The organism is Actinosynnema sp. NPDC023587, from assembly GCF_040640215.1.
Lineage (GTDB): Bacteria > Actinomycetota > Actinomycetes > Mycobacteriales > Pseudonocardiaceae > Actinosynnema.
This window is the reverse complement of the sequence record NZ_JBFABG010000014.1, coordinates 115,825-133,455: the sequence shown is the minus strand read 5'-3', so window position 1 is coordinate 133,455 and position 17,631 is coordinate 115,825. Positions and strand designations below refer to the sequence as shown.

Here is a 17,631-nt window from a genome sequence, read left to right as displayed (position 1 = left end):
ATGTCAGGCGCTACTCGCGATCCGGTCATGGGCGTCGAGCGGTGTCGCGTGCGAGGTGGTGGGCCAGTTGCGCTGCGGGATCGTATGGCTGCCCGTCTGGATCAAGGTAGCCGGCGTCGTCGGGTGCCTGCCAGGGGCTGTGCTGGTCCTTGTCGATGCAGCGGCGCAGTGGGGTGTTGGTCTCGGTGAGGCGGATGAGAGTGGGCCACAGGTAGTGGTGGCGATAGGCGATCAGGGCAGTGGTGGGTTCGGCGGGGCGGTGGTAGGCGTCCTGCCAGGCGGCTAGCAGGGCGGTGAGGTCTTCCACGGCTCGTGGGTGATGGTGCCAGCAGGGTGGGATGTGGTGGGGGTGGGTGAGTTCCTCGCGGGTGTTGAGATCGTGGACGAACTGGTCGAGTTGATGCCAGAGGGTGGCGGCGCGGTCGGCGTCGAGGTGTTCCCAGGACCAGGCACCTGGTTCGGCGCGGTCCACGGCGGGGCGGAGGGCTTCGAGCGCGGTCACGACGTGTTCGACGGTGTCGGTGAGTTCGACGTGTCGGGTGCGCAGCTCGGCCAGTGCCCTCGCCAAGTCTGCCGGGCTTGGATTGGTCATGGCGTGGTGCGTCCCATGCGCTGCTCGGCCCGCTGCTTGAGCGTTTGCAGGTGGTGGGCGTCGGGGCGTTCGAACCAGGCGTCGAGGTGGACGAGCGTGGCCGGGGTGTTGCGGTAGAGCAGGAGAGCCTGACCGTCGGGCAGCGTGCGGAGCTGATCGACGCGGAGAGCTTTCTCCCAGGTGTAGCTGGTAGAGCGGGTGCGTCGGAATTCGCCGCTGCTGGCGCTGGTCTGGAGGGCTTGGGTGTCGCCGACGAGGCGCGAGAGGTCGTCGAGGGTGTCGGCTTCGGCGACGCCGCCGAGGATGAGGCGGGTGGTGACTGAGTTCCAGATTTCGCGGGTCTGGTCTTTGCCCCATCGGCGCTGGAGTTGGCCGAGTCCTTGGCAGGCGAGGATCATGTGGATGCCGCGTCCGCCGGAGTCGGAGACGAGTTGGCCGAGGTTCTCCGGGGCGGCGACGTTGCCGATTTCATCCCAGGGGCAGCGCAGGGGAGGGTCGAGGCGCCCGTCGGGGTAGTGGGCGGCGAGGCGTTTGGCCTTGTGGTGGACGTGCAGGGCGAGGGCGGAGGCGAGTGGGCCGGCGGAGCCGACACCGCCTTCGCTGATGATGTAGAGGGTTCCGCGTGATCTGAGGAAGACGTCGACGTCGAACTCTCTGCCCGCGCGCGGTGAGCAGGCGTCGAGAAGCCTGGGCGAGTTGAGCGGGTCCAGGACGAGGTTGAGGGTTTGGGCGATGCCACCGAGCATTTCGCCGGCGGTGTTGGTGGTGAGGTCGCGCAGGATGTGGGCCCAGTGCGCGCTGGTGGGGGACTGGCGGAGGATGGCGGCGGGCTCGTCGTCGGTCCAGCGGGACGCCCACACCAGGACGTCGCGCATGGTTTTGCCGGACAGGGCGGCGGCGTGCAGCCAGGCCCGGAGGACTCGTGCGGCCGAGTCGGTGAAGAAGCCCACGTTGGAGGCTCCGTCCATCGGTCTGGCGGCGACGAGTTCGCGGGCTCGGCGGATCGCTTCCTCGGGGTCCTGGCAGCCTTTCACGGGGTTCCAGCGCATCGGCTCGGGCCAGCCGGTGACGTTCTCCGGGTCGAACACGTGGACTGGGCCGTCGTGCTCACGCACGCCGACGGTGGCGGCCAGGACGTCACCTTTGGTAGAGGTGGTGACGACGGGACCGGGCGCGTCCAGGACGCAGGGGATGATGCGGCGGTTGGTCTTGCCCTGCCGGGTGCCGACCATGACGAGTTCGGCGTCTTCGTGTTGCCCGTACAGGTCGATGCGATGCTGCACGGACCGTCCCATGTGGACGGCGACCTCGGACATGGGTCGGTTCGGCACATCGGCCAGTGAGGGGCGGGTGCGTCGGGCGCGTGCGCGGGCGGCCCCGGCACCGAGGGCTCGGCGCAGGTGCCGGCCGCCGGCCATCGTGTTCTCGCGTCGGAACCGTCGCGCGATGACCGTGGCCAGGGTGATTGTGGAGGCGAGGACGAGCAGTTCGACCAGGCCGGTGACGGTCCACCAGGGCAGCGGGTGGGAATCGGGATGGCCGAAGGCGATTCCCGGGTGGGCGGGGTCGCGCAGCAGCGCGGCGGTGGCACGGGCCCAGCCGGTGGAACGCCAGGTCCACCCGTGGCCATCGAGCAGTGCGGTGACCGCTCCGCCGACCGCCAAGCCGGTGACCAGCCCCATCGCGAGGATTGCCAGTGCAATGGCCAACGCCAGGGCGAGGAGTTGGTCGTCGCCGTGGGGGTCGCGTCGCGTTGTCATGACGCACCGGTCGGGGTGGTGTCGCGCATGGTCTGATCGGTGTCGATCAGTTGCCATTCACGTCCGCCGCGCAACACGGCGTGGTCGACCAGGTAGGGCGAATCGTTGATCTTCCACAGCGCGGTGCCCTGTTCCAACAGCGTGAGCATGGACGCCTGGCTGTCGTCCATGTGTAGTTCGGTGGCGGTGACCGCGAGTTGGTCGGAACGTTGCCGGTAGAGCACTCGGGTGCCGCAGTCGGCGAGCAGCGCGCGGCCGTAGAACTGGGATTCGGGTGTACCGCCGAGCATGTCGCCGATGCGGTGGCACAGCAGGAGTGTGGCGTTGCCGGTGGCTCGCGAGACTTTCTGCCCGGCGTTGGTACGAGCCATGAGGGCGGGGAAGCGGGTGAGGCGCCAGGCTTCGTCGTAGACGGTGTAGCGGTGGCCGGGACGGTGTGCGAAGGCCAACTCGATGACGGCCTGGGTGGCGGCCATGACCAACGCGACCGCCGTGTCGTTGGTCTTGACGCGGCTAATGTCGATCACGGTGGCGGTGTCGCGCCAGTCGAGTTGGTTGTCCGGTCGCTCGTCGTCCAGCAGCCCGGACAGGCTGCCCCGGGTCAGGGCTCGTACGGCCAAGCCGATCTCGTGCGTGCGGTCGCGGAGGGTCGCGGAGTCGAGGTGGTGGTGTTCGGCCATCTCCTCGGTCGGGTCGAGCAACAGGTCCACCAGCAGCCCCAGGTGGATGGGGCGGAGCCGGGTCAGGTCGCCGTCGACATCGTGCCAACGCGTGGCGACGGTGAGGGCGGTTTCCAGGGCGGTGCGTTCGTCCATGGTGAGGGCGCGTTGGCTCGGGAGCAGGGTGCGGATGAGTGCGGCGAGGAGTTCCTCCCAATGGGACCGGACGATGGGCCACCACTGCCGGTCGGTCATGCCGTCCGGCCGGGGCGGGAGGGCCAGGGCGTTGAGGCGTTCGGTCATGCCCGGCCCGAGCCGCAGCACCCGACCGCCGAGGGCGTCCACGACGGGAACCCATTCGCCGCGGATGTCGCCGGGAACGGCGAAGCGGCGGCCGAACGCCGCACCGCGTATGCACAACGACTTGGCCAGCGCGGATTTGCCGCTGCCGATGACGCCGGCGATGAAGACCCCGGCGTCGTGCAGCAGCCCGAGGGAGTAGAGCCGCCACGGGTCGAAGCAGAACGGGCTGCCGGAGAACCGCTCCTGCCCGATGTAGGTGCCCACGGGCGGCAACCCGACACCGGCGAGCCACGGCAGCACCCCGCGCAGTTGCGCGGTCGACTCGACGTGCGCCGGGAGCCGCATCCGGTGCAGGACCCGGCCCGCTCGCCGCCCGGCCGGTCCGAGCCACGGACGCGGCACCCAGTCGGGCAGCGCCGCCCCGACCTGGTGGACGCGTCGCCCGCTCATCGCAGACCCCGGGCAAGGGGCAGCGCGGCGGCCCAGAACCCCTGATCCTGCTCCCAGTGCAGCACATGAGGCTCCACCGTGGACTCGTTGAGCGCCGCTTCGGCCGCGCCCGCCTCCACCTCCAGTTCTTCGAGGGTGGACGCGGTGACGGAGACGAATCCGAGGAACCGGAAATGGGCGAAGCCCTCGACGAGTTCGGCTTCCCTGCGGTGCAGGTCCTCTGCTTCGCGACGGTCGGATCGCTTGGTGCGGCGGTCGATGCGGCGGTTCATCGTCTCGCGCGCGTCGTCGGCTCCGGCCTCGACGTTGATCCTGGTCTGGGCCTTGCGGGCGGGTACCGGCTCCAACACCAGCGACAGGGTGCGGCGGACGGTCAAGCGCAGCAGGAACGGCTCCAGGAACCCGACCGGCACGCCGCAGTCGGCGCGCGGCCACTCCGCGATCCACCAGGTCCGGTGCACCGCCGAGTCGGTGGCGTAGTGGGTGCGGGCGGTCGCGGTGGCCATCGGGTGACACGCGACGGGGTGCACGCCGGAAGGCGCGCCGAGGTCACCTCCGGCCTGGTCGCCCCGGCCGCCGCCACGCCGGTCGAGCATCGCGGTGGCGGCGGGGTCGAACGCCGTGCGGACCACGTAGGCCAGACCGCGCGGGGGAAGCCAGCCGCGCACGGTGACCCCCGCTGCCCGCAGCCCGCGTTCGACCCGGGTGATCTCGGCGAACAACACGGAGGCCGCGCCGTCGTCACCACCACCGGCCGCCCTGATCCGCGCCGTGGCCCGCCTGGGGTCGAGCTTGAGGACGAGGAACGACTCGTGGCGCTGACCGGCACGGCCGTGCGTGCCGATCAGCTCTTCGTAGGCAGCGGCGGCGAACGGGTTGCCGTGCTCACCCCGGACGTTCCACTCCCGCCGGACCGGATCGCCTGATTCGGGGATCACCCGCTGGAGGATCTGCACCCGCGCCAGCGGACTGTCCGACCGGCACAACGAGTTGAGCACCGCCCCGAAACCCACCACGCGCTGTGCCTGCTCGGCGGAGTCGAGCAACGCGAAGGTGTCCGCTCCGATCTCCAACGCGGCCACCATGCTGCCGTCCAGCGTGTCGGTGACGACGCCGAGATCGCGGTCGCGGTTCTCGCCGACCTGGTAGGTGTGGAAACGCAACCGTGACAGGTCACCGGGCAGCCTCGGACCGTCGGAGGTGACCTCGCGACGACCGAGGCGGAACGGGCCGCCCCGGTACTCGTGCCCGCCGGACGCCCTGGTGACCAGCCGCCCCAGCAGGATCGGCGCGAAGTCCACCAGCGGCCGTCCGAACACCGGCACCAGGGCCGCCGCGACCAGCAGACCCGCGACACCGAGCGGCACCACCTTCACCACTCCGGCCGTGTTCAGCCCGCCGACCATGGCGAACAGCGCGACCACCAGGCATGCGAGCTGGGCGGGAGTCTTGCCCCACAGGACACCATCACTCCGGCGTTTCGAGAAGCGGACACGGATCTCGGTCACCACCGACCTCCTCCTGTCGCGGGCCTGGCCGGCCCGCTCGCCTGCTGCGGGGCACCCGTCTCCGGCGGTGGCGGCAGGCCGTTCGAACCGGAGGACGGGAAGTAGGGCAGGTGCTCCGGATACGGGCTGTCCTCGGCACCGCCGGTGGTGACGCCGTCCATCGCCACTTGCCCCACCACCGCGCCCGCGGCCCCGGCGATCGCGGCACCGGTCAGCACCGACCGCATCCCTGTCGTGTTGCCGCCGGCGACGCGATGCACCTGCTGAGGGAGGCTGTCCGGTCGACTCGCGGAGTGGTTCTGCCCCCGGTCCGGCGGTGACGCCATCACGGCGCTGGTGCTCGGCGGCGATCCCGTTCCTCCCACGCGACCGACCTGGAGCCGCGCCCCGGCGACATGCGGTCCAGCGGCCGACGGGGTGTTCGCACGCAGTGTTGCGCTCGTGGTCGAACCACGGCTGGCGACCATGGTCAACGCGGTAGCCGTGGTCATCGCCAACGACCCACGCGCCGCACCACCACCGTGCCCACCGTCGAGCGGGAACCACTTCACCACCACGAACGGCGCAAACGCCGCAACACCCAGAGTCCCCACCCCGAGCAGCAGGTCGCCCAACCCACGGCCTCGGCCGATCCAGTGTTCCCCGAGCCGGAACACGATCACCGTCAGCGGCTTGGCGATGACGCAGGCCCACAACACCGACGCACCCTTGCGCGACCACCTCCGGGCACCCTTCGGCCCCGCGCCGCCGGCGAGCTGCAACACCATCAACGCGACCGCCAGGACGATCGCACCCTTGCGAAACACCAACAACAGATACGCCACCCCGGAGCAGAAAGCGCCGATGAAGCACACCACCATCACGAACAGCCAGCCACCGACGGCCTGCGAACCACCCGACGCGGCCAGGGTGTACATCAGCGCGAAGAACCGCGCGTACACGACCTCCGACGTCCCGGCCGTCGCGCCGGCGAACCAGTCCGCCACGCGGTCCGACACGAACACCGCCAACGCCACCAGCGTCAACCCCGCGCCCAGCCCGAACGCCCACCGGACCACTCCCAGCGCGCCTTCGGCCAGTTCACGGGTCCGCATCCGCACCGCCGCAATCAATGCGTTGACCAGGAACAACGTCAATACCAGGTACGCGCTGACCGTGCCGATCGCGCCGAACACCGACCGCAACCCCGGATCGTTGAAGTCCACCGAGGTCGGGTGCCGCAACGCGTCCAGCGTGAGTTCCAACCCGGCGAGCATCGCGCGGGCAGCGGCCTCGGCCAGGCACTTGTCGAACTCCGTGGCGCAGTCCATCGCGCCCCACAACTTCGCGCCGATCTGGGCTGCCGTCGCGCCCACGCACAACGTGCCCATCGTGAGGATGGTGGTCGGGATCGAACACAACCCCTGGAGGCTGTCACCGACTTTGTCCCAGTCCACCACCGAGTCGGTCGCGCCGGTGGCGCTGCCGATGGGGACGCCGTCCGCGACGACCCGCCCGGCGAGGTTGAGGTCAGGTGCCGTGACGCCGGAAGAGAACGGACGGCGGGCGATGTAGGAGTTCAACACCGCGCACGTCCGGGCGACGACCGCCCTGTCGGTTCCCTGCGAGCTGGCCGTCTTGAGTGCGTTGCCTAGCTTGTCGCGGGGGATCGCGGCGCAGTCGATGGTGCCGTCCGCCGCTCGCGGCCACCACTGCAAAGCCATGCACCCGTTGCTGGTGCCCACGCACGAACCCACGGCGTTGCGCAGTTGGTCGATGCGGCGTTCGTTCTGTTCCTCGGTCCAGTGGTACGCGGGCGACAACGGTGGCCGGGTCAGGCAGAACCGCCACGTCGCGCGCTGCGGAAGCAGCTCCTTGCGGTAGTTGACGACGAACGTGCACCGCAAGTCCGTGTCATCCCGCAGAAGTGCCTGGTCCCCACCGCACACCGCGTCCGCCGGGACCTGCGCCGAGGGCCACGGACAGTTCGGCGCGAGATACCACCAGCGCCCGTCCGCGACCTTCAGCCGGGGATACTCCCGGTCGGCGATCCGCACCAGGTCGACACCCGTCGTCGGCACCGGCACAGCCGCCTGGGCCAAGGCGGGCCCGGCGAACACCACCGACCACACCACCCCGGTCAGGGTGACGAATCCCAGCCGCAGGAACCGGTCAGCAGCGGACATAGGGCACCCCCACGAACCCCGAGCTGATCCTGAGGAACGCCAGTGACTTGTGCACGGCCCCTTCAGGCAGCGTGGTCGCCTCCGGCGGTGACGACGGCGTCCAGCGGCCGTCACGCCACACCAGCCAATACGTCCACAACGCGCTCGTGACCTCGCCCGCTCCCACAGCGGTGCTCCCGGAACGCAGCCAGTAGCCGTCGACCGCCACCCGCGCCCGATCACCCTCGCGGGTGTCGACCTTCACCGCCGTCGCACCGAACAACCCGTGCCGGTACGCAGGGTTCTCCTGCTCCGCCCACCGGCCGAACTCCTCTGCCACCTCCGGCCGGGCACCCAGCCGGCCGGAGGCATCACGAACCGCCTGGCTGCCCGCAACCCGCTGGGACACCAGCACCGCCAGGTGAGCTGCGGCAGTAGCCGCCAGCGCGTCGTCTCCACGCTCGCATTCCATGTCGTGCGAGGTCTGCGTCACGGGTGCCTGATCGGCGTTCACTCGGCCGATGAGGACTCCCCCGGTGAACAGTGACGCCGCCGCACCTGCGACCGCGAGCACCTTGATCACCGGGCGGAGGACCCGCGAGTTGATGTAATCCACCATCGGTGCGCCCCTCTCAACCGGAGAACACCGAGTACATGAAATTGACCAGGATCGAGGCGAGCCCCACGACCGCGCCGAGGAACACTCCGCCCACCACACCGCCGATGCCCACCCCGCGCGCGTGTTGGAACCCCAATCGTGGCCCGACCACGGCGATCCCGATCCCGATCACCACCGCCGCCAACCCGCCGACCAAAACGTACATCGCGATCGAGTTGACCAACGACTCCATCGCGCTCAACCCCGGTGCGTTGCGTCCGTCCTCGATGTCGATCGGCGCGACCGGTCCGCCGGGTTGAGCGGCGTGCCACCACATCGACCAGATGTCGTACTGCATCGGAATACACCTCACAACTGTTGTGCGGAAAGGAGAACTACGGCTGCTGTGAGCCTTTTGGCTGCCGTCACGCCATGCGTCACGGGCGTGCTCGCGTCGACAAGGGTTCGGTTGAACGGGAGCCGTCGCACTGCCGTGACAGCACGACCTGCGGCTGCTTCGGCAGCGGCGGCGGCACGTGGCCACCGACCCGGCCGGTGCTGCACCGGGACAATCACGCTTCTTCTCGTCAAGTCGCGACGCACATCGCGCGACAGGACCTCTACCAACTGCCCGCAACGGCGCACCTCGGCGGCATCGGCCCGGCACACCACGACCAGCACGTTCGCGACCGTCGCGCAGACCCGCGTCACCGCGTCGGTGTCGGCCGGGCAGTCCACCACGGTCATCCGGCTCAGCCCACGCACGGCCTCCACGGTGGCCAGAACCTCCGCCGGCCTGACCGGCTCCCACGGGCGGGACGGCGGCACACCGCCGAGTCGTGTCACCCAGCCCTCCGAACCGTTGACCTCCCTGCGGTACTCGACGTGCCGCACACAGTGGACGAACGCGCCGAGAGCGGGAACGCGGTCCTGCCGTGCCAACAACGGGCGAATCCTGAGCCAGTCCAGATCACTTCCCGAGGTCGGCGGGAACCTGCAACGCGCCCCCGGCCACACCGAGCCCGACGCGTCGACCACGATCACCGGACCCGGCTGATACGACGCGGCGACCACCGCCAGTTCGGCGGCCACCGTCGACCGACCCGACCCGGCCACTCCCACGACCGCCACCACCCGGGCAGCCTGCGGCACCCGACGCAGCGCCTCCTCCACCTCAGCCCGGCCTCGCCGTCCGGCCGTCAACCGCTCGACAGCAGAGATTTCCGCGCGTGGGATCACGATCGGCGCGGGGAGCCCGGGTTGCGGGGCGAGACGGACCGCAAACGCGGCGGAGGCCGGGAACGGCACCGGCCTGCCTCCCCAGTTCGCGCTCATCAGCGGAACCCAATGCGCATCGGGAGCCACGCCGGACGCGGCTGTACAACGGGCTCTGGCGGCGCACAACCGGTCGGGCCCGGGTTGCCGAGCCGACCCACCCTGGAGCGCAACTCTGTCGAAGAGGCCCCCGACGACCCACCGGACGCCCGCAACTGCCACGGCAGGTCGATCCCCGCCCGTGACGAAAGCTGCGCGCTGACTTCGTCCAACGCCCCGGCCAGGTCCAGGCATTGCCGGTCGGACAGGTGGGACGCGGCGTAGATCGGCCCCGCGTACGAGACAGGGAGGCCGAGTTCGCGTCCGGCGACGGCACCACGCAGCTCGCTCGCATGATGTGCCACCCGATCACACAACGCTGTCGAGTACTGCTTCTGCCGCTTCGTCGTGGCGGAGAAAGCCTTGATCGACTCGGACAGATCGACCGGCCGAGCATCCATTGTGGACAGCGTAATCTCCTCTGTGAGTCGATCGGCGTGAGCCGACCCGCGCGAAGCGAAATGCGATTCGACGGCCACTGCGGACGCGACCGAATCCGTGGCCGGCGTCCTGTCCAGCGACGCCGCTTCCACCACTTGCCCGTCGAATCCCACGAAGCCCTCGTTCTCCAGACCGGTCATCGACCTCTCCTTACCTCTCGGGATCTCACGGAATCGGCCGTGCCGCCACGCCCCGGAAGTCGCCGTCCAACCGCACCGGCGACACCTCCACCACATCCCCCGACTGCGGCGCCTCGACCATCCGGTGCACGCCGTCGAACACACCGAGGTACATCGCCACGTGGTGCGTCCCCCAGAACAGCAGGTCACCCGACCGGGCCTGGGCAAACGGCACCACCAGCTCCGCCCCGGTCAACTGGGCATCAGACGGTCTGGTGATCCGCTTCCCGGCCTGCGCGTACGCGTACAACGTCAAGCCACTGCAATCGAAACCGACCTTGTCGAAGTCGCCGTGCGCGTCCGCCACCCCGCCGTCCCGCACGCCCTTGGTCGGGCCGTTCTCGTCCCCACCGCCCCACGAGTACGGCGTCCCCAGCCACGCCAACGCCGCGCCGACCGCTTTCGCCACCCGTTCCGATGCGGCTACGACCGTGCCGGTGACCTTCGCCTCGGCCGGCAGTTCGACCGTGTTCCCCTTGACCCTCACGGGAACCGGGCCCTCGACCACCTGCTCCACGCAACCGGAGCCGGAGTTGAACCGGACGGCCACTACCGACTCCGCCCACTTCTGGTGCCGCGCGTACCACGCCGCGCCCGCTCCGCTCGCCTGCACCACCTGCGCCAACTCGTGATTCGGTCGCGGATCGGATGCATACCCGGGAATCCGCCGGAGCAACACGGAGAAGAACCCCGCCGTCGCTCGGCCCGGATCAGTACGGTCATAACCCGCGTACGCGCCGAACGGACCCGGAGCGATCTGCTGGAAAGCGCCCACCGCCTCGCCGACCACCACATCGGCCCGCAACGTGCTCTCCTGCATCGCGGTCTGCAACGCGATCGTCGCCCCACGCCGCTCGATGCCCAACTCCCTGACGGAACCCAGGATCGCGTCCACCACAGCCGATTGAGCGGACGACATCGACGGCGCACCATCCGCCGTACCGTCAACCACACACGCCACGGCCGCACTCGTCGCACCCGCATCCCACTGCGTCGTCAGCAAGCCGCCACCCACAACGACCGCGAACGCCACGGCGATCAGCACCAGCAGCAGCTTCATCGGCCGGCTCCACCCAACCGGACCTTGAACCGATGGCGGAACCCGCCCGAGACCCACAGTTCGCCCGGCTCGCGGGCGGCGACGATCCCGCCGACCGCACCACCTGCGCCCGGTTCCTCCGCGCGAATCCTGGCAACGCTCGCCACACCCGTCACACGACCGGACTCGACGTCGATCCGGACCAGCCAATCCGACCCGGCCACCACCGCCCAGACCTGTGCCCGCCCGTCCTCACGCACACACGTCAACGCCCCGAGACGCTGCCCGGCTGCCCAATGACCCGACACCGTGACCGCGCGAACTTCCTTCAACGTCACGGAATCCCGCAGCACCAGCCGATCGGTCCCGTCGCCGACCACCACGAACCTGCCGACTGCGCACGCACCCGACGGCACACCACCGACCGGAACTCGCCGCTTCTCGGCCAACGACACCGGATCACGCAACACCGCGACTCCGGACGAGACCTGCCACAGTCCGCCGGACGTCACCGCCACGCCGGCCACATCACGCCGGTCGGCCAGAGGCATCCGGCGCACCTCGCGGCCATCTCCGACATCCACCACCCGGAGCGCCGACCCGGCGGGCGTCACCACGAACTCGACCAGGCCGTCCGCTGACAGCGCCAACCCGACGCCTGCGCCCACGCCGACGGGCACCTTCGCCACCACCCGCACGGCGGCGAACACCTGCACTTCGGCAGTCGGAGCCGAACCGGTTCTCGACGGCGACGGTGCTGCCTCCGGCACCGCGCACGACGCCGATGCAGTCGACACGGCTATGCCACACACCACCCCAACCAGGAAGATGAACCTGCTCATGGACGACCTCCGTGAGAGTGCGAACGCACTTCAGCATCACGCCGAAGAGTCATAGCGGTCGGATCGGAACGCCGATTTCCCGGATTTCCGCGAACCGGTTGAAGCTTGCTCTTTCGGTACATGGGAAGGTGGAATAAATGCGTCCGTCAGAGCTACCTTCGGAATGTTCGCACTCCGGTGAACCGACTTGAGGAGGAGCGATGTCGTCCGAAGTCCACGAAATCCCGAGGTTTGACCCGGCTGCTCTGGCCCGGTGCCGCAGGCGGGCCGACCTCACTCAGCTAGCACTTGCCGGCCGCCTGACGGTTCACGACAACAAGATCTACCGGTGGGAAAAGGGCATCACGCCCATCACCGCCGCCGAACTGCGCCGGGTCGCCCGCGAACTGCGAGTCGTCCCGCCCCAACTCCAGTTGCCGCTCACCGCACCGCCCACGATGGTCGACCTCCGCAGCCTCGCCGCCCTAGCCCCGACCGAACTCGCCGCGCGACTCCACATCAAGCTCCACCGCCTGCTCCTGTGGGAGCACGGCCACCTCGGCGGGCCCGATGAACACGGCCCTCTGCTCGCCGCGTTCATCGGTATCAGCGAAAGCGCCGTCGACCAGCACGAACGAACCGGACTGCTGCCCATCGCGCTGGCCGTCCGCCTGGCCCGTGCCCTGCGCGTCACACCACGACTGGTTGCCATGGCCTTCGATGCCTCGCGCATGGCAGACCAGAACACACACCTGGCCGCATGAAGCGCGCCTACGCCGCATCCCCGCCCGAGCCTGGTGCGGCGGACAACACCGCCAGCCGGCGTCCCATCAGGTATCGACGCCTGGCGTCGCGCTCCAGCACCCCGGCCTTCCACAACGCGACCAACAGCCTGTGGACGGTCGTCATCGGCAACGACATCTGCCGACAGATCTCCGACATGCTCACCGCTCGCCCGCTCGCGGCCACGACATCAAGCACCCGCAGGATGCGTCCCAGGTAGTCCCGTTCCTCGGCCACACCGGGTGACGATGGCGGGAGTTCCGGCTCCCTGAAAGGGTGACTTACCACCCGACCGGTGATTTGTGTCCCTGTTACTCCGCACGATCGTGGGTGCATGGACATATCCTCGACTCCTCGGAAGTTGTCGCCCATCGGGCGTTGACCGGTCTTCCGAGTGTCGGAACAGCCTGGGGGGCGGACAAGGGGGATGGTGTATTCGAATGGAAGGAATAAAGAATAGCTCTGCGGTCGAGGCGGGCTTCGCCGATCAGTTGCGCCGCGCGCGGGGGCCCGAGTCCCAATCATCGGTGGCGAGGCGGATGAAGTACAGCGCCAGCCACTACTCGAACGTGGAGAACGGGCTGAAACCGCCGACCGAGGACTTCGCCCGCGCCTGCGACACCGCCTTCGCGACCGGCTCCCAATTCGTGGCCCTGGTCGGGCACGCGCAAGCCAGAAGCGGATCTGGAACCCGCGCTCGCCCCGCCGAACTGCCGCACTCACCTCGGCTGGTCGGCCGTACCGCGCTGCTCGACGCCCTCGACAAGGTGCTCACCACCCCGAACGACGGTCACTCACCGCGCGTCATCGCGCTCGACGGCCAAGCGGGCGTCGGCAAGACCACCGTCGCCTTGGCCTGGGCCCACCACGCCAAGGCTGCCTACCCCGACGGCGCGCTGTTCGTGGACCTGCGCGGCTACGCTGCAGACGGCGATCCCGCCAATCCCGACCACGTGCTCGAACACATGCTCAAAGTCCTCGGCGTCCCGTCCACCGACGTCCCGGTCGGCGTCGACTGGAAGGCCGCGCTGCTGCGCACCGTCCTGAGCGGCACCCGCACGCTGCTCCTGCTCGACAACGCCGCCGACATCGAGCAGGTGCGATCCTTCATCCCCGCCGAACCCGGTTGTCTGGTCATCGTCACCAGCCGGCGCCGCCTCTCCGGACTCGCGGTGCGCCACGGAGCACACACCCTGACCGTCGAGAAGTTCGACGAATCCGAGGCCGTGGCACTGCTCCGCGACGTCGTCGGCGCTGAACGCGTCGACCTCGACCTCGACGCCGCCCACCGGATCATCAGATCCTGCGGGGGGCTTCCCCTGGCCGTGCGGGTGGCCGCCGAACGGGTTGCCGCCAGCCGACATCTCACCCTCGCCGGGCTTGCCGACGAACTGTCCGGCGAGAGCCGGCGACTCGACGTGCTCACCCTGCACGACATCGGCACCGCCGTGCGCGCGGTGTTCTCCTGGTCCTTCCGCGCCCTGGAACCTGCCGCCGCACGGACGTTCCGATTGCTGAGCCTGCACCCCGACCGGGACTTCGGCGTCGGAGCCGCGTCCGCGCTCACCGGCTACCCGATGCCCGAGACGACCAGGCTGCTCGACACGCTCACCGGCGTGCACCTGCTGCACGAAGTCGGCCACCGGCGTTACCGCTTCCACGACCTCATCCGCGACTACGCGGTCGAACGCGTCTCCGCCGAGGAGACCATCGACGACACCGTCGGCGCCGTGCGCACCCTCGCTTCCTGGTACCTGCGCACGATGGCGGCAGCGAACGAGGCCATGTCCCCGAACCGCCCGCAGGCAGCGATCCCGGACACCACGGAACCGGCGGAACCACTGGTCTTCGCCACGGTTCACGACGCGGTGCGCTGGGTGGAGGCAGAACTGGCGAACCTGGCCGCCATGACCCGCCAGGCAGCCACGCTCGGCATCCACGATCTCGCCTTCGGATTCCCCGTCGTGCTCGGGTACTACCTCTACTGGCGGCGGCCCTGGCACCTGTGGGTCGGGCCGATGGAGACCGGTCTGGCCGAAGCCCGTCGCCTCGGCGACACCGCCGCCCAGGCATCGCTGCTCAACAACCTCGCCACCGCCTACCTCGACCTCCACCGCGTCCGCGACGCCCACGACAGCTTCGCCGAGGCGATGCGCCTGCGGGTGCACGACGGCGACCGCCTAGGCCAGGTGTGGAGCGGGATCGGCATAGGACGTGCCTTGCAGTCCGAGGGAGATCACATCGGGGCCCATGAGCACTACCTGACCGTGCAGGCGTTGTGCGCCGAACTGGGGGACCGGTGGGGATGGGCCATGGCCACCGCCTACGTCGGTGATGCCCGCCGCGCGCTGGGCGACCACGACGCCGCCCTCGAAGCCCTGCAACAGAGCCACGCTGTGATGCGACGGCTGGACGACCCCCAGTCGCAGAGCTGCGCGCTGGGCAAGATCTCCGACGTCCACCGGGACCGGGGCGACCAGGCTGCGAGGCTCGCGTACCTCCAGCAGGCGCTGGCCGCCAGCTCGGGCGCAGCCGACCTGTGGGGGCAGGCCGAGCTGCGCCGGAAACTGGGCCGACTCCACCTCGAACACCACCGACCCGACCAGGCCCGCCAAGCCTGGACCGAGGCGCTACAACTGTTCGAGGCGCTGGGGGACACCAGGGCGGTCGGCCTGCGCGCCGACCTCGCCGAGTTGGATGCCGGTGACCTGCCCACACCGCGCTGCCCCGACTGAAAATGTGCCCAGGCAAGGAAAGGACCGCCAATGCCCGACCCCCTCGCACCGTTCCCGGCAGTGCGGGGCGTGATCTCCACCGACAAGCGCGACCTTACGTGGGCAGCGACCGACTTCGGCAGAACCGTCCACCACCGGCCACTGGCCGTTCTGCGGCCCGACTCGGTCGACGACATCGCAGCCGTGCAGCGCTACGCCACCGCGAACGACCTCCGCCTGGTCCCGCGTGCCGAAGGCCACTCCACCGCCGGCCAGGCCCAGGCACCCGGCGGAATCGTCGTGGACATGACCGGCCTGAACACCGTCCACCGCGTTGCCTCCGACCACATCGTCGTCGACGCGGGCGCGCGGTGGAGCCGGGTCCTGGCCGCCACGATTCCGCACGGCCTGACCCCGCCGGTCCTGACCGACTACCTGGAGCTGTCCGTCGGCGGCACCCTGTCGGTCGGCGGGCTCGGCGGCGCGAGCCACCGGCACGGCGCGCAAACCGACAACGTCCTGGCGCTCGACGTCCTCGCCCCGGACGGCACCCGCCACACCTGCTCACCCACCACGAACTCCGCGCTGTTCGACGCGGTCCGAGCCGGGCGAGGCCGCCACGGCATCATCCTCACCGCCACGCTCCGACTGGTCCCCGCACACACCCACGCCACCGTCCACCGACTGTGCTACGCCAACCTGACCGACTTCCTCGCCGACCAACGCACCCTGATGAATGAACAACGGTTCGACTACCTCGAAGGCCAGGCCCAGCCGACCGACACCGGTCCCTGGACCCTGCTCATCGAAGCCGCCACCTTCCATTCCCCACCAGACCACCCCGACCAGGCACTCCACGGCCTGCGTCACCACAACGCCGCCAGCAACACCGTGCCCTACCTGAACTTCCTCGACCGCCTGGCCGAATCCGTCGCGCTCTTGCGCAGAATCGGCCCCTGGCAAGACCCCCACCCCTGGCTCAACCTCCTGCTACCCGACGGCGACACCGAGAACATCGTCACCACCGCCCTGGCCACCACCACACCCGAACTGGTCGGAGACAGCGGCCTGGCCCTGCTCTACCCCCTGCCACGAGCCCGGATCACCACCCCGAACCTCCGCCTGCCGCAAACCCCGACCAGCTTCCTGTTCTCCCTGCTGCGCGCCGCACCACCCGACTCTCCCGCGACCCTCACCCGGATGATCGACCACAACCACCGCCTGATCAACGCCGCGACCGCCGCAGGCGGCGTCGCCTACCTGGGCGACCTCGACACCTGACCGGCGCGGTTGTTCCGTATTCATTCCCATTCGAATACGGCAACTCCCTGTCGAAAATGAACGACGGGATCAATGCTCGGAATCGCCATATCGCACAAGCGGTACCGATCACCTCGGAGGCGATCCCATGCACATCCTCGCACCACTTCGCGCTGCCCTGATCACCCTCACGGCCACCGCCGGTCTCGGCCTGGCACCGGACGCATCGGCCCAGGCGGCGTGCGGCTTCCACCACGTCAACCCCGACCACAACAACGGCGCCGTCTCCCGCTACGACCACTGCGCCGACTCGTTCATCCTCATCCGGGTCGACACCACCTCCGGTCACCGCTTCGGCAAGTGCGTCGGCCCGTGGGGATCGGTTCCCTTCTACCTGAGCGAAGGCGTCACCAACGCCTACTACATCCCTGTCGCCCCGAACACCATGGATGTCGACGGGCGCCGGTTGTGTCGACTGGAACAGCCTGCGGTGTAACCGATACCCGACGAACGACGAGTACCCGGCGACGACATCGCCGGGCACTCATCCTGATCGAGTCGACCGACGCACCCGTGGTGTGCGCAGTGCGCACGACTTGTGAACGCGACGATGCCCCGTCCGCTGGCCTCGAACGGGGCATCGACCAGTTCTGCTGGACTCGGCAACACTTGCTTCGCTGCCGAGCAACAGGGAAGAACTTCCTGCTCGGGTGCCGGCCAGCCCGGTCTGCGGTCGACGTGACTGCGGCCCCTGAACCTCCGGGTATAACCCGCACCCACCTGGCGGAGACCGAGCGAACCCGAAACCAGATCCTCGCGTGACGTCGCGCTGTGGGTGCGCGGTCGCTAGGCGCGAAGCCGTGTCCGACGGACAACGTCGTGCACCGCTCGCTGCGTGATCGCAGCGAGCGCTGTTCAGCGCCAACCTTCCTCCACGCGATGTGATCGTCTTCGACGCTGCGCGGCAGGACGGAGCGCAACTACCCAGCCGACGTTCAGGTCAACC

16 protein-coding genes are annotated in these 17,631 nt (G+C 69.4%); 4 read left to right on the top strand and 12 right to left on the bottom strand.

Translation table 11 applies throughout. The features are described from left to right. Positions 1-25: 25 nt before the first annotated feature. The 11 genes from AB0G01_RS29360 to AB0G01_RS29310 are packed head-to-tail and all read right to left on the bottom strand — an operon-like array spanning position 26 to position 11,763. A complete protein-coding gene (locus tag AB0G01_RS29360; RefSeq protein ID WP_360951939.1) occupies positions 26-592 on the bottom strand; it encodes a DUF4913 domain-containing protein in 567 nt (188 codons plus the stop codon). Beyond that, positions 589-2,352 (bottom strand): TraM recognition domain-containing protein, encoded by a 1,764-nt coding sequence (locus tag AB0G01_RS29355; RefSeq protein ID WP_360951937.1) that lies wholly within the window; start codon positions 2,350-2,352, stop codon positions 589-591. Before AB0G01_RS29355 ends, AB0G01_RS29360 begins: the two co-directional genes overlap by 4 nt. After that, on the bottom strand, positions 2,349-3,764 hold the full coding sequence (locus tag AB0G01_RS29350) for a hypothetical protein (RefSeq protein ID WP_360951934.1): 1,416 nt from the start codon (positions 3,762-3,764) through the stop codon (positions 2,349-2,351). Before AB0G01_RS29350 ends, AB0G01_RS29355 begins: the two co-directional genes overlap by 4 nt. Next, positions 3,761-5,272, bottom strand: a complete 1,512-nt coding sequence (locus AB0G01_RS29345) for an SCO6880 family protein (RefSeq protein WP_360951932.1) — start codon at positions 5,270-5,272, stop codon at positions 3,761-3,763. Before AB0G01_RS29345 ends, AB0G01_RS29350 begins: the two co-directional genes overlap by 4 nt. Then, on the bottom strand, positions 5,269-7,437 hold the full coding sequence (locus tag AB0G01_RS29340; protein ID WP_360951930.1) for a hypothetical protein: 2,169 nt from the start codon (positions 7,435-7,437) through the stop codon (positions 5,269-5,271). The genes AB0G01_RS29345 and AB0G01_RS29340 overlap by 4 nt, the downstream gene beginning before the upstream one ends. Continuing rightward, positions 7,424-8,035, bottom strand: a complete 612-nt coding sequence (locus tag AB0G01_RS29335) for a hypothetical protein (protein ID WP_360951927.1) — start codon at positions 8,033-8,035, stop codon at positions 7,424-7,426. Before AB0G01_RS29335 ends, AB0G01_RS29340 begins: the two co-directional genes overlap by 14 nt. 13 nt (positions 8,036-8,048) lie before the next feature. Beyond that, entirely contained in the window at positions 8,049-8,372 is a 324-nt protein-coding gene (locus tag AB0G01_RS29330; RefSeq protein WP_360951924.1) for a hypothetical protein, read from the bottom strand. 11 nt (positions 8,373-8,383) lie between these two features. Further along, complete coding sequence (locus tag AB0G01_RS29325) at positions 8,384-9,349, bottom strand: hypothetical protein (RefSeq protein ID WP_360951921.1); 966 nt, start codon at positions 9,347-9,349, stop codon at positions 8,384-8,386. Further along, positions 9,349-9,969, bottom strand: a complete 621-nt coding sequence (locus tag AB0G01_RS29320; RefSeq protein ID WP_360951918.1) for a hypothetical protein — start codon at positions 9,967-9,969, stop codon at positions 9,349-9,351. Before AB0G01_RS29320 ends, AB0G01_RS29325 begins: the two co-directional genes overlap by 1 nt. Positions 9,970-9,994: 25 nt before the next feature. Continuing rightward, positions 9,995-11,068 carry an NlpC/P60 family protein gene (locus AB0G01_RS29315; protein ID WP_360951915.1) on the bottom strand — a complete coding sequence of 358 codons (1,074 nt, stop codon included), beginning with the start codon at positions 11,066-11,068 and terminating at the stop codon, positions 9,995-9,997. Further along, complete coding sequence (locus AB0G01_RS29310) at positions 11,065-11,763, bottom strand: glutaminyl-peptide cyclotransferase (protein ID WP_360951912.1); 699 nt, start codon at positions 11,761-11,763, stop codon at positions 11,065-11,067. Before AB0G01_RS29310 ends, AB0G01_RS29315 begins: the two co-directional genes overlap by 4 nt. Positions 11,764-12,089: 326 nt before the next feature. Between AB0G01_RS29310 and AB0G01_RS29305 the strand changes: the two genes are divergently transcribed. After that, positions 12,090-12,632, top strand: a complete 543-nt coding sequence (locus AB0G01_RS29305; RefSeq protein ID WP_360951909.1) for a helix-turn-helix transcriptional regulator — start codon at positions 12,090-12,092, stop codon at positions 12,630-12,632. Positions 12,633-12,639: 7 nt separating this feature from the next. Here AB0G01_RS29305 and AB0G01_RS29300 read toward each other — a convergent pair whose 3' ends face one another. Then, complete coding sequence (locus AB0G01_RS29300; protein ID WP_360951906.1) at positions 12,640-12,888, bottom strand: helix-turn-helix domain-containing protein; 249 nt, start codon at positions 12,886-12,888, stop codon at positions 12,640-12,642. Positions 12,889-13,091: 203 nt separating this feature from the next. Here AB0G01_RS29300 and AB0G01_RS29295 point away from each other — a divergent pair, with 203 nt between their 5' ends. From AB0G01_RS29295 to AB0G01_RS29285, 3 genes are all read left to right on the top strand, one after another. Beyond that, positions 13,092-15,386: a tetratricopeptide repeat protein gene (locus tag AB0G01_RS29295; RefSeq protein ID WP_360951903.1), complete on the top strand. Its 2,295-nt coding sequence runs from the start codon at positions 13,092-13,094 to the stop codon at positions 15,384-15,386. Positions 15,387-15,416: 30 nt separating this feature from the next. Then, the gene (locus AB0G01_RS29290) at positions 15,417-16,646 is read left to right on the top strand and encodes an FAD-binding protein (RefSeq protein WP_360951900.1); all 1,230 of its coding nucleotides are present in this window, start codon (positions 15,417-15,419) and stop codon (positions 16,644-16,646) included. Between the two features lie 127 nt (positions 16,647-16,773). Further along, positions 16,774-17,121 (top strand): DUF6355 family natural product biosynthesis protein, encoded by a 348-nt coding sequence (locus AB0G01_RS29285; protein ID WP_360951897.1) that lies wholly within the window; start codon positions 16,774-16,776, stop codon positions 17,119-17,121. Positions 17,122-17,631 lie beyond the last annotated feature (510 nt).